General features: G+C 70.9%; 7 protein-coding genes and 2 pseudogenes. 5 read left to right on the forward strand and 4 right to left on the reverse strand.

Annotation, left to right across the window (positions count from 1 at the left end; genetic code table 11):
- Positions 1–10: 10 nt before the first annotated feature.
- Together WMF14_RS15735 and WMF14_RS15740 are read left to right on the forward strand one after the other, a co-directional pair.
- A complete protein-coding gene (locus WMF14_RS15735; protein ID WP_437801836.1) occupies positions 11–3,142 on the forward strand; it encodes an efflux RND transporter permease subunit in 3,132 nt (1,043 codons plus the stop codon).
- Between the two features lie 3 nt (positions 3,143–3,145).
- On the forward strand, positions 3,146–3,724 hold the full coding sequence (locus tag WMF14_RS15740; protein ID WP_437801838.1) for a TlpA family protein disulfide reductase: 579 nt from the start codon (positions 3,146–3,148) through the stop codon (positions 3,722–3,724).
- Between the two features lie 198 nt (positions 3,725–3,922).
- Here the strand turns inward: WMF14_RS15740 and WMF14_RS15745 are convergent, their stop codons facing one another.
- Entirely contained in the window at positions 3,923–5,470 is a 1,548-nt protein-coding gene (locus WMF14_RS15745) for a hypothetical protein (RefSeq protein ID WP_437801840.1), read from the reverse strand.
- Positions 5,471–5,653: 183 nt separating this feature from the next.
- Positions 5,654–6,784: a hypothetical protein gene (locus tag WMF14_RS15750; protein WP_437801842.1), complete on the reverse strand. Its 1,131-nt coding sequence runs from the start codon at positions 6,782–6,784 to the stop codon at positions 5,654–5,656.
- 194 nt (positions 6,785–6,978) lie between these two features.
- Here WMF14_RS15750 and WMF14_RS15755 point away from each other — a divergent pair, with 194 nt between their 5' ends.
- Both WMF14_RS15755 and WMF14_RS15760 read left to right on the forward strand, forming a co-directional pair.
- Positions 6,979–8,424: a hypothetical protein gene (locus WMF14_RS15755; protein WP_437801844.1), complete on the forward strand. Its 1,446-nt coding sequence runs from the start codon at positions 6,979–6,981 to the stop codon at positions 8,422–8,424.
- A 305-nt stretch (positions 8,425–8,729) separates the two neighbouring features.
- Positions 8,730–10,628 carry a hypothetical protein gene (locus WMF14_RS15760; protein WP_437801846.1) on the forward strand — a complete coding sequence of 633 codons (1,899 nt, stop codon included), beginning with the start codon at positions 8,730–8,732 and terminating at the stop codon, positions 10,626–10,628.
- A 57-nt stretch (positions 10,629–10,685) separates the two neighbouring features.
- Here the strand turns inward: WMF14_RS15760 and WMF14_RS15765 are convergent.
- Positions 10,686–11,132: pseudogene (locus WMF14_RS15765) on the reverse strand (MBL fold metallo-hydrolase); the annotation flags it as partial.
- 104 nt (positions 11,133–11,236) lie between these two features.
- Between WMF14_RS15765 and WMF14_RS15770 the strand changes: the two are divergent.
- Positions 11,237–12,625, forward strand: coding sequence for an IS1380 family transposase (locus WMF14_RS15770; protein WP_437789980.1), 1,389 nt, complete (start codon positions 11,237–11,239; stop codon positions 12,623–12,625).
- Positions 12,626–12,788: 163 nt separating this feature from the next.
- Here the strand turns inward: WMF14_RS15770 and WMF14_RS15775 are convergent.
- Positions 12,789–12,938 (reverse strand): annotated as a pseudogene (locus tag WMF14_RS15775) (alcohol dehydrogenase); the annotation flags it as partial.
- Positions 12,939–13,066 lie beyond the last annotated feature (128 nt).

Below are 13,066 nucleotides of genomic sequence, written 5' to 3' on the forward strand. Positions count from 1 at the left end.
GGCGCGGGCCATGCTGAACGCCGTCATCACCTGGTCGCTCCGCCACCGGTTCCTCGTGATCCTTGCCTCGATCGGCCTCTCCCTGGCGGGCATCCTCGCCTTCCGCCGCCTGCCGATCGACGCCTTCCCCGACACGACGCCTGTGCAGGTGCAGATCAACACGGTCGCGCCTGCCCTCTCCCCCGTCGAGATCGAGCGCCAGATCACCGCCCCCGTCGAGCAGGCGATCTCGGGCCTGCCCAGGCTCGAAGAGGCCCGCTCGCTCTCTCGCTTCGGCCTCTCCCAGGTCACCGCCCGCTTCGAGGACGACACGGACATCTACCTGGCCCGCCAGGTCGTCATGGAGCGGCTCCAGACCGTGACGCTGCCGCCGGGGATCCATCGCCCTGAGCTCGGCCCGGTCGCCACAGGGCTCGGCGAGGTGTTCCACTACGTGGTCACGGGCAAGGGCAAGTCGCTGAGCGAGCTGCGGACGGTCCACGACTGGGTCATCGCGCCGCAGCTCCGCTCGGTGCGCGGCGTGGCCGAGGTCAACGCGTGGGGCGGCGATGAGCGGCAGATCCAGGTGCTCGTCGACCCGGCGGAGCTCACAGCGCGAGGGCTCTCGCTCCACGACCTCTCCGAGGCCCTGGAGCGCAACAACGCCAACGTGGGCGGGGGCAACCTGGATCAGGCCGGCGAATCCAGCCTGATCCAGGGCATCGGCATCGCCACGCGCGTGAGCGACATCGAGGACATCGTGGTCGCCGCCAAGGGCGGGGCGCCCATCCGCGTGCGCGACGTCGCCCGGGTGGTCGAGGGGCGCGAGATCCGGCGGGGCGCGGTCACCGCCGACGGCCAGGGGGAGGTCGTGCTCGGCCTCGGCTTCATGCTGATGGGCGAGAACAGCCACGAGGTCACGACGCGGCTCAAGGCGCGCCTGGAGGAGGTCAAGAAGAGCCTCCCGAGAGGCGTCGACGTCGCCGTCGTCTACGACCGCACCGAGCTCATCGACAAGGTGCTCGGCACCGTGGAGAAGAACCTGCTCGAGGGCGCGCTCCTCGTCGTCGCGGTGCTCTTCGCCTTCCTCGGCGACCTCCGCGCCGGGCTCATCGTGGCCTCGGCCATCCCGCTGTCGATGCTCTTCGCCTTCGATCTGATGCTGCGCGCGGGCGTCGCGGGGAGCCTGATGAGCCTCGGCGCGATCGACTTCGGCCTCGTCGTCGACAGCTCGGTGATCATGGTCGAGAACTCGGTCCGGCGGCTCTCGGAGGATACGAGCGACCGGAGCACGACCGACGTCGTGCGCGACGCCTCGATCGAGGTGCGCAAGCCGACGATGTTCGGCGAGCTGATCATCATGATCGTCTACCTGCCGATCCTCGCGCTCGAGGGGGCGGAGGGGAAGCTGTTCCGGCCGATGGCGCTCACCGTCATCTTCGCGCTCATCGGCTCGATGATCCTGTCGCTCACGCTCATGCCGGCGCTCGCGAGCCTGCTCCTGCCGCGCCGCATGAAGGAGCGCGAGAACGTGCTCGTCCGCCTCCTCAAGCGGGCCTACCGGCCCGCGCTGCAGCTCGCGCTGCGGTGGCGCTGGGCGGTGCTCGCCGGGGCCGCGCTGCTCCTCGGCAATGCGGCCTTCCTCGCGACGCGGCTCGGCGCCGAGTTCGTGCCGCGGCTCCGTGAGGGGACGATCGTCGCCAACACCGTGCGGCTCTCGGGTGTCTCGGCTGGCGAGTCGATCCGCTACGGCACCCAGCTCGAGCGGGTCCTCCTCGACAGGTTTCCGGACGAGATCGAGCGCGTCTGGACGCGCACGGGCACGGCGGAGGTGGCGACGGACCCGATGGGGCTCGAGCTGTCGGACATGTTCATCACGCTCAAGCCGCGGGAGGCATGGAAGCGCGCCGCCACGCAGGACGAGCTCGTCCAGGCGATGGAGTCGGAGCTCTCGGGGATGCCGGGCATGCGCGTCATCTACACGCAGCCGATCGAGATGCGGGTCAACGAGATGGTCGCGGGGATCCGGGCCGATCTGGGGGTGAAGCTGTTCGGCGACGACTTCGACACGCTCAAGCAGAAGGCGCGCGAGATCGAGGCCGCCCTCAAGAAGATCCCCGGCGCCGCGGACGTGGTGACCGAGCAGGTGACAGGCCAGCCCGTGCTCGAGATCGAGGTCGACCGCGCCGCCATCGCCCGCCACGGCATCGCGGCCGCCGACGTCCTGGATGTCGTCGAGGCCCTCGGCGCGCGGGAGGTGGGGCAGCTCCAGGAGGGCGAGCGCCGCTTCCCCGTGGTGCTGCGCATCGACGATCGCTACCGGGAGGACCCCGCCTCCATCGGCCGCATCCTGGTCACCGCGGCCGGCGGCGAGCGCATCCCGCTCGCGCGGCTCGCGAAGATCCGCACGACCGAGGGGCCGGCCGCGATCAACCGCGAGTGGGCCAAGCGCCGGATCGTCGTGCAGGCGAACGTCCGGGGCCGCGACGTGGGCACCTTCGTCGAGGAGGCGAGGGCGAGGCTCGATGAGGTCGAGCTCCCGCCCGGCTATTACGTCCGCTTCGGCGGGCAGTTCGAGCACCTCGAGCGGGCGCAGGCGCGCCTGCTCGTCGTCGTGCCCATCGCGCTCGGGCTGATCCTGCTGCTGCTCTACTTCACCTACGGGCGGCTCCTGGATGCGGTCCGCGTCTTCACGGGCGTCCCGTTCGCCGCGATCGGCGGGGTCGTCGCCCTCTGGCTCTGCGACCTGCCCTTCAGCATCTCCGCGGGCGTCGGGTTCGTGGCGCTCTCAGGCGTCGCGGTGCTCGGGGACATGGTGCTCGTCTCGACCATCCGGCAGCTCACAGCGGCCGGGATGCCGGCGCGGGACGCCATCGAGCTGGCAGCCGAGCGGCGCCTCCGCCCGGTCCTCATGACGGCGCTGGTCGCCTCCCTGGGCTTCGTGCCGATGGCGCTGAACACGGGTGTCGGCGCCGAGGTCCAGCGCCCGCTGGCGACCGTCGTGATCGGCGGCGTGATCTCCTCCACGCTGCTCACGCTGCTCGTCCTGCCGGCGCTCTACAGCGTGGTCGGCGGGAGGCTCCGCGCGGACGCCGCCGGCGAGACGGGCGCCTCCGAGCCTCCGCGGCCCGCTGGCCCGGCCCTGTCGCCTGCGGCGGAGTAGCCGATGCGCGCGCGCTCCCGCCTGCGCGCGATCGCCGCCGCCGCGGGCGTCCTGGTCCTCGTCCAGGCGCTCGCGGTGGGGCTCTACTGGGCCGTGGAGCGTCGCCGCGGCGCCGAGCGGCCAGGTCGCCCTTTCGCGCACGAGCGGCTCCACGACGGCCAGCGCATGCCGGACGCCACCTTCGAGCACCCGGACGGGACCTTGCTTAGCGCGGCCGCCTTGCGCGGCCGGCCGGTGCTGCTCCACTTCTGGGCCACGTGGTGCGCCCCCTGCCGCGCCGAGCTCCCGCGCTTGCTGGAGCTCGGCCGGCAGCTGGAGAAGGCCGGGAGGCTCCAGCTCGTGGCCGTGAGCGTCGACGAGAACTGGGACGTCGTGCGCGCCTTCTTCGGGGGCGAGGTCCCTCCCGGCGTCGTGCGGGCCGGATCTGCTGCGGTGCAGCGGCGGTTCGGCGTCTCGACGTTGCCCGACACCTTCCTGGTGGAGGCGGACGGCAGGATGTCCCTCCGCTTCACGGGCGCGAGGGACTGGCGTGCGCCCGAAGCGACGACGCTGCTCCTTGGACAGGAGCGGCCAGCGCCCTGATCGCGCTTCCCCCGGGAAATCCCTGGCGAGGGCCACGCCGCCTGCTGCGTGAGGACGGAGCGTCTCTCTGCCGGGTCCTGGCATCAAATGAAAGTAATTAGCAATTACAAACGCCTGCGCGCAGCGCACGCACGCTGGCCGAGCGTTCGCCGGGCCGCCTAGCGGGAAGGCTCCACGAGAAAAGTGCCCAACCCGAGGCTACTCGGCGCCCCCGGCAGACACCGACGACCCATCGAGGGAGCCGCCTGCGCCACCCGAGGCATCCGTGCCGCCGATGCCATCCGTGCCGCCTGCGCCATGGGTGCCGCCTGCGCCATGGGTGCCGCCTGCGCCGCCCGCGGCATCCGTGCCGCCTGCGCCACCCGCGCCGCTCGTAGTGCTCGCGGCATCCGTGCCGCCCGCGCCGCTCGTACTGCTCGCGGCATCCGTGCCGCCCGCGCCGCTCGTAGTGCTCGCGGCATCCGTGCCGCCCGCGCCGCTCGTGCTGCTCGCGGCATCCGCGCCGCCCGCGCCGCTCGTGCTGCTCGCGGCATCCGTGCCGCCCGCGCCGCTCGTGCTGCTCGCGGCATCTGCGCCGCCCGCGCCGCTCGTGCTGCTCGTGCTGCTCGCGGCATCCGCGCCGCCCATTCCACCGGCGCCGCCGCCGCCACCCGCACCGCCTGTGCCCGGGTCCTCCAGGGGGTAATTCTCGTCGAGGCACAGACGGCCCTTGGGCGTCAGGGTGCAGACCTCGCCGTCCGCGCAGGACGACTGGCCTCTCGGGCACTTCGTCACGCCGAAGAGACAGAATCCATTGGTCTCCACGCCAAGGAACACGCACGAGGAGGTCGGCAGCAAGCAGTCGCTGTGGCTCGTGCACGCGTTGGTGCACATACCGACGTCGCCGACCCCGGGCTCGTCCGCGAAAGGATACGCACAGAGGCCCTTCTCCAGGCCTCCGCAGTCCTCGTTGGCGATGTCCCCGCCGAGCCCGCACAGGCCGGCGCACACGCCCAGGTTGGTGCCGACTTCGATGCACCACCCCGCGCAGGGATCCGTGCCGTCGGCCTTGATCGCGCACTGGGCCCCTGTGGGCAGCCCTCGCGTGGGCTCGTCGACGCAAACGTTCATCCGGGGGTCGCACACCCGGCCGCCGCCGCACTGGCTGTCGGAGCCGCAGTTCGGCAGGCACACGTACACGTCATCGATGTCCTCGCAGCGCAGCTCCTCGCGGCCGCGGCACTTCGCCGGATCGAGCTTGTCGACGATGCTCATGAGCGGGGGCTCGCCCGCGGCGCAGCCCAGAAAGCAGAGGCCGCCGAAGCACGCGCTGCCTTCGCCCTCGCAGTCGCTGTCTTGTTCGCACGCGGTCGTGCAGTACCCGCCCGCCGGGCCTCCGCCGAAGAGGTCGTCGCCCGATTCCGTGAAGCAGTGGCCGCGCGGGCCGCAGTCCGCGTCCTTCGCGCACCGGGCGCCGAGCCCGCGCGCTTCACCGGAGCCGCCGTCGCCGGAGCCGCCGTCGCCGGAGCCGCCGTCGCCGCCCCCGGCGCCGCTGTGGGCGCTGGAGCCGCCGTCGCCGCTGCCGGAGCCGCCGTCGCCAGGGCCGCCGTCGCCGGAGCCGCCGTCGCCGGAGCCGCCATTGCCCGCCGAGCCCGCGCCGTCGCTCCCCGCGCCCGCGCCGTCGCTCGTCGATGTTCCTCCCGCGCCTGCGTCGGGGTCGTCAGAGCAGCCGAGAAATCCCGTCGAGACGGCGACCGTGGTGAGCAAAGCCGCCGCAATTCTTCGCACTCTCATCGCTGTCACCCGAACCAGGAGGCCGCGCCCCCATCGGGCGCGCCATCGACTGATTCACAGACGGTACCGGAATCGGCGCCTCTCCAACATCGGCAAACCGCCTTGTGCCGGCGTCCGCCGTCCTCCCGTGCCGGGCCAGCCGGGCGCGGCCCCGCCTCAGAGCCGCACGAGCAGCCCAAGAAACCCGGCGAACGTCGGTCTCCCCGCGGTGCCGAGCCGCTCGCCGCCGAGCGTCACGACGGCGCGGGGCTCGGCGAAGATCGCGTGTACATCCACCAGGAGGGTCGCGCGGTCGGTCAGGCGCAGACCGGCGCCCCCGCCAAGGGCCGCGGCGACCGACCAGACATCGCCCGTCGCGCTCCGCAGCGGCGGCAGGGGATCACCGCTGACGAACAGGTGAATTCCGCCCACGCCGGCCGAGAGCACAGGCGAGAGCGCGCCCCCCGTGTCCAGCGCCCATACCGCCTCCAGAAAGGCCATCTCCTGACGGACGGACACCGTGCCGAGCTCGCCCTCGAGCGTGGGCCCCAGCGTCGGCCCAGCGAACGTCAGCCGCGCCGCGAGCCCCGCGGGCAGCGCGCCGCCGTGGCCGTCCGCGCCGACCCCGTACGACAGCCGCAGCGCGGGCCCCAGCGCCGGCCCGATGCCATCCACGCTCAGGAGCGCCGCGAAGCCGGCCTCGACGCCGACGCCCGCGAGCACCCCAGCCCGCCCAGGCGCAGGGGTCATCCCGGCGGCCCGCCTCTGGACCGGCCCCATCCACCGCCGCACGTCGTCGGGAACGGCGGCGCTGCCGCCCTCCGCGGCGCGCCCGTGCGGCTCCTGCAGGCTCGCCTCCAGCAGGCTCGCCTGCAGGAGCTCGACCGCGCGCACGGCCATCACCGAGGGCGCCGACGCGCCGGCCGCCTCCACGGCGCGCACCACCGTCTTCTGCGTCACCCGGTCGACGATCCAGAGGTCGGCGGTCGCGCCCGTCCGCGAGCGGACGATCGTCGCGGCCGCGAACGCGCCGGCCTCCTTCGCGGCGCGCTCCAGCCCTGCGCGCGGATCGCCCTCGGGCGCTCGCACGACGCGCACCACCTCGAACCCCGCCGCGCCGAGCTCGGCCCGCAGCCGCGTGGCTGCTTCGAGCACGAGCGCATCGTCCACGCCGGCCTCGACGATCACCACCCGCGACGCGGCCGCCTCCGCCTTCTGCGAAGGCGCGCCAGGCGGCGCCGCGTCGGCCCGCGCCGCGGCGGGCGCCGACGCGAGGAGGACCCAGAGCAGGAGAGCGGGGGAGCGCACGCGCCAGGGGTCTATCAGATCGCGGGCGGGCGTGGAGCCGTATCCCAGCGAGCGGAGAGCGGGCAGGGGAGAGAAGGCAGGGGGCCCGGCGACGTGCCCGAGCCGCTGAACCCTGCGGAGCCGGGGGCGACCGTCCGGGCTGGCCGTGTTCCGGAGGACCTCTGTCCTCCTGCATTGCCGTCGCCTGGTTCGACGTGGATCACGCCGGTGCCATCGACTTCTACAAGTCGAACCTCGCTCCCGGGGAGTCGCCCAGCTTCCAGCTCGTCGCTCCCGCCGACAGCGTGGTCGTGTTCGCGGGCTGGTGGGGAGCGACAGGAGGCAACCTGATCATGCTGCGCCACACGGCGCCGAACGGAGAGAATTACTTCACCGAGTACCGCCACGTGCGGGGCGGGGTCGCCCACGACAAGAAGGCTGCCTGCAGTTGCATCGATCCCGCCGCCGCGACGGCGGCGGACCGGCTGGCCGGCTGCACAACGGATCAGCAGAATGAGCCCATCTGCAAGTACGCGGCGAACCCGACATACGACCACCTCTGGGGGCTCACCGGCTACTCGCTTCCGGCGGTGGGGACCGTGCTGGCCCGCGGCGAGGCGTTCGGCTATGCCGGCAACACGGGCACCGTTCGCGACAACATCGACGCCAACGGCATTCCGAATGATCCGACCGGCAACACGCACCTGCACTTCGCGACCTGGGTGGAGCGCCCGGACGGCAACAACGACGGTGTCCCCGATCAGGATGGTGCCCAGGGACACGACATCGTCGCCGTCGATCCGTTCGGCGTCTACTCCAAGCTGGGCGGAACCCTCAACGGCAAGGGCTGCTACGACCCCGCGAACACGAGCACGTTCCGGCGCATCATGGCGCCGCACTACCCCGAGACGGTCAATCTCCCGGATACCGTCGCGTACGCGAACAACCACGACAAGTACTACCCGGACGCCGGGTGGTATCCGCAGACGTTCAATATCTACAACAAGGATGGTGCGCGCTTCGTGGCGCTCGGGTACAGCCCCGACGCGCCGTCGCAGTCGACGCGGTGGTTCAACCTCAGCAAGACCTCCATGAACAACAAGATCGCCGAGCTCGACCCCCTGGGGTGGAAGGTCCGGCAGATCTCGGTGCGGCTCGAGTCGGGCGCCCCCCGGTACACCGCCATCTGGGAGAAGAAGGCGCCCGGCGAGACCTCCGAGGTTCATCTCGACATCACGGACGCCCAGTACACCCAGCTCTGGAACGACGAGGTCGTCCCCGGCAACCTGTACGTCCTGGACCATTCCACCCACACCTCATCGAGCGGGCGGCGCCACAACGTCGTGCTCACGAGCGCCGTCTCGTACATGTATGACTATTACGACATGACCGGCACGCAGCTGCGCGACACGGACGATGATCTCCAGGACCTCGGGTGGAAGCCCTACTCGATCAGCGCCCAGGAGGGCACCTCGGGGAGCGGCGTCCGGTTCTCCGGCGTCTGGCGCTGGCTCCCCGGCGAGTATGAGGTCGAGTTCGCTCAGTCGGAGTCGACGTTCAAGGCCGAGCAGCTGACGCGCAGCGAGGATGGCTGGCGTCTCCACCGCGTCCAGGGCTACGACAACGGAACGAAGTTCGTCTCCATCTGGCACAAGCCGTAGCGGAGATCGCTCCTCGCGGCCGCCGGCGGCAGAGCGCGGCGGCCGCCTTCTGGCCGATCCGATCGATCCACCCCGCCCCCACGACCCCGCGGCTGCGCGGCTGCGCGGCACCCTGAGGCTGCGCCGGCGCACCCCTGCCGGCGCGCCTTCGCGCTCGCTCCCGCGCGTTCGCCTCGACGCCAGCGATCCTGGACGCGCGATGGCAGATGGGCTTCCATGTGGATGAGCTCGAATAGGCCCGAACCTGCCGGCGAGACGCCGCCGCAGGGATCAGGGGCGACCGCGCGGACCGAGGGGGAAACGCCATGGCGGATGGGGAACTCGAGGATCTGCAGCAGCTGCCGTCGCGCCAACACAGCGGCTCGGAGTCGAAGCGCGACGACGCTCCGCCGGTGCTCGTGAGTCCGACGGCCGGCGGGCGGCAGGCGCGGTCAGGCCCCACGGAGACCTCGCCGGAGGCAGGGCAGCCGCCCTCCAGGCGAGAGAAGGCACGGCCGCCGCCCTGCGGGCGAGGGGACCCACGGCGGTCGCCGCCCGCCGAGGAGATCGAGCTCGTCAACAAGACGGCCCGCCGGATCTGCATCAGGCGCGATGGCAGCGACCTCGTCGTGGCGCCTTTCGACGTGGTGCGCACGACCGAGGCGGCGGCGCAGGGGCTGGATCTCAGCGTCTGGCTCGAGCGTGGTTATGTGGAGAAGCGCGCCCCGCTCCATGTCGAGGAGCCGAGCCTCGACGCCGCGGCCATCGCGGGGGTGCTGCTCCTCGGGGGCCTGACGTTGCTGTTCATGGTCACCCTGGACGGCTGGGCCCGCTTGACCTTCGGCGCGGTCGGCGTCGGGATGATCGCGTTCACCGTGTTCCCGTCGCTGGAGCGCTGGGCCCAGCATCGCCACCGCAGCACCGCCCTGATGCTGCGCGATCAGTTCTGGCGCGCGATCGGCATGCTGGCGGTGTGCCTGATGGGGCTCGGCATCCCCGCCGCCACGGTCCTCTTGCAGGCCGAGAAGCAGCTTCACGAGATCTTCAAGCAATCGATGCGCAGCATGGCATTGCTGCTCCTCTTCGCGCTGTTCATCGGCACCGCGGCGACGTTGCCCGCGCTCCTGTTCTTCCTGTTCGCGGAGCAGCGCCGGAACGTGGTGAAGGAGCAGTTCCACCGGGACGTGCTGCGGCTCGACCCCGCGCTCCGCACGATCGACGAGGCGGAGCGGGCCTACTCGCCGCTGATGAAGGACGCGCTGGACACCCGGCGCGGTCCGCTGTTCTTCGTCCCGATCATCCTCAGCACGTTCCTCCTCTCGGTCGGCTGGGTGATCTCGGCGCTGCCGACGGTGGCGTCCGTGGCCGAGACGCTGGGCGACAAGCCGGTCGAGCTCCATACCCTGTTCATCCCCAACCGGACCGCGTTCACATTCGCGTTCCTCGGCACGTATTTCTTCGCGCTCAACATGGTATTTCGCCGCTATGTGCGGGCGGATCTCGGGCCCAAGGCGTACAGCCACATCTCCGTGCGCATCATCATCGCGACGATCCTGGCCTGGGTCATGAGCAAGACGTTCGAGGGCGCCTCGCCCTCGGGCGGCGCGGCGCCCATCGACAACGCGCCCTGGCATCTGCTCGTGCTCGCCTTCTTCATTGGCATCGTCCCGGACACGGGGCTCGCCGTGCTCCATGACCTGCTCAAGACGCGCATGGTCACCTTCTTCGTCCCTACCCTGAAGGACCGCGACCCGCTGACCCACCTCGAGGGCATCACGCTCTACGACAAGGCGCGCCTGCTCGAGGAGGGCATCGAGAACATCGAGAACCTCGCGCACCACAACCTCATCGAGCTGATCCTGCGCACGCGCATCCCGGCCCCGCGCCTTGTCGACCTCGTGGACCAGGCGATCCTGTATCTCCACGCGCGAGACGAGGCCGAGCCGGCCCGGAACGCGCCGTCGAGCATCCTCTTGAGGCTCAAGGCGCATGGCATCCGCACGGCGACCGATCTCGAGCTCTGCATGGCCGTGAAGGAGACGCGCGACGCCGTGGTACGGCTGTCCTCCGAGTCGCGCATCCTGCTCCTGCTGAGCGCGCTGCGGGACGACGAGTGGATGCCGCAGCTCCGGAGCTGGCGCGAGTTCCGCAAGACCTACGAATACGCGTACACCGTCGAGCAGCTCACTCCGCCCTCGCCCGAGGCGAGGCCCCGGGCGGCGTGACCGCGCGTGACGTGGCGCGACGCGGCCTTCCGGGTGAACGGGGCTGGCCGCCGTCCGTCACCGTGGGCCGGCGACCGATCGCCACCACGGGGTCGGCGCGCCGACGCGCTCGGGCTCGAACGCCGCGCCGATCTGGGGGGTCACGACGCGCGCGCCGCGCTCGGTGGCCAGGGAGAGCAGCGTCTCCGCCGGCTCGTCCCAGTCGTGGAGGGCGAGGTTGAAGGTGCCCCAGTGGACGGGCAGGAGCGTGCCGCCGCCGAGCATCTCGAGCGCGGTCAGCGCGTTCTCGGGGCCGAGGTGGATGGTCCCCCACGCAGGGTGATACGCGCCGACCTCGAGCATCACCAGGTCGAAGGGGCCGTGTTGCTTGCCGATGTCCTCGAACCCGGGGAACAGCCCGGTGTCGCCGGAGAAGAAGACCTTGCGCCGCTCCGTCTCGATGACCCATGAAGCCCAGAGCGTCGCGTTGCGGCTGGTCGGCCCGCGGCCCGAGAAGTGCTGAGCGTGGATTTCGCGCCCAGAAATCCGATCCGGGGCGTGAGAAATCCGGCGCTGTAAAAGGAACGCCTTGAAAGAAAGGCTCGGCGTGGCGACCCGTCCGGGTTGCTATGACCAAACGAAGGCACACGCCGAGCACCTCCAAGGTGCGCCGGCGCGAACTCGGGTTCAAGAGGAAAGGCGACGGGCGGCACCAGGAGCGAATCCGGCGGCCAAACCCTGCCATGATTCACATCGCGCCCACGGAGAAGAATCTGACGGGCATCGCAGGGCTTGCCCCATTCGGCGCCTTCATCCGGGAGCTTGGCGTCGACGCGGCCTTGAGCCGCAGGTTCTTCCGGCTGAAGTCGGGTCGCTCGGTTATCTACCCGATGGCCGCGCAGATGCGCCTGCTGATGGACGGCGCGCTCGCCGGCGAGGAGCGCGTCTTCGGCATCGAGGCGCTCGCCGTCGATCCGCTCTTCGTACGCCTCGCCGGCGGGGTCGTCCCGAGCATCGACACCGTCTACCGGGACCTGTGCCGCTTCGACGACGATGCGCTCGAGGCGCTGCACAGCATGGTCGTCGATCACGGGCTTGCCCTGGTTGCTCGCCGAAAGCACCGATTCGTGCATATCGACGTCGACACCACCGTGGAGCCGCTCTTCGGAATGCAGGAGGGGGCGCGGCCGGGCCCGAACCCGCGCTACCACGGCCGGCCGAGCTATCATCCGATCCTGGCGCGGATCGCCGAGGTTGACGCCATCGTCGGGGCCAAGCTGCGACCGGGCGACACGAGCTTCGGCGAAGCCGATGTGCCCTTCGTCGAGAAGTGCATTGATCGCGCGCGCGCCGCAGCTCCGAGTGCAGCCATCTACGTACGGATCGATGGCGCTGGGGATTGCAGCGCCTTGATGCACGCCGTTGCTGCGAAGGGATGCTTTTTCCTGACCAAGGCGCGGATGAGCCCCGATCTGGTGGGCAGGATCGCGTACGCCACCGGATGGCGGACCATCGACCGAGATGCCGACGGTCGTCCTCGACGGCAGGTGACCGAGGTGCTCTTCCGGCGCCGCGATTGGCCCGATGGGGTCCGCGTCATCGCCGTACGCACACGCGACCGGGAGAATGGCAAGCAGATCAACCTTTGGGAGGGGCTCGACTACACGGTGCAGGTCTTTTTGACCAACGAGCCGGTCGAAGCGCCGGAAGACGTCGCGGCGCGGTATGACCTGCGCGCGGGCATCGAGCCGCTCATTGGCGAGCTCAAGCACGGGTGGGGATGCGGTCGCGTGCCGAGCCACTGCTTCAACGCCAATCATGCCGCGCTGCTGCTGAAGCTGCTGACGGCCAACCTGATGCGCCGCTATGTGCTGGAGCACGTTCCGCACCTGGCGAGCTGGCGAACGCCGTGGCTGCGCCGCGCGCTGATCCTCGTTCCGGGAAGGTTGGCCCGGTCGGGTCGGGGCACGACCCTGCACGTGCCGACGTGCTCGCAGCTCGCCCGCTGGCTCAATTGAAAATGAAACCAGCCGAAATGATCGTGGGGGGTAAGGGGGGCGTGCGCCTTCGTGACGCTCTGGGCGTCAGCCAATTGTAGTTTAAACCGCACGCGCTTGGCCGAGCGCCGCTCGCACGGCGCCTTCGGCTCGCTCGTGCCCCCCTGGGCGCGAAATCCACGCTGAGAGCGTCGATGCCGGTGCACGCCGTAAGGCGGGGATCCATCGTCAGGAGCGTCCGGGGATCGACCAGCGAAACGTCCGGCACGATCGCCTTGCTGATAATGGCGACCTTCGTGCGCGCCGCCGGGTCGGTGATGATGGCAAACTGAGCGTGGATTTCGCGCCCAGGGGGGCACGAGCGAGCCGAAGGCGCCGTGCGAGCGGCGCTCGGCCAAGCGCGTGCGGTTTAAACTACAATTGGCTGACGCCCAGAGCGTCACGAAGGCGCACGCCCCCCTT

The sequence above is a fragment of the Sorangium sp. So ce693 genome, assembly GCF_051521375.1.
GTDB classification, from domain to species: Bacteria; Myxococcota_A; Polyangia; order Polyangiales; family Polyangiaceae; genus Sorangium; species Sorangium atrum.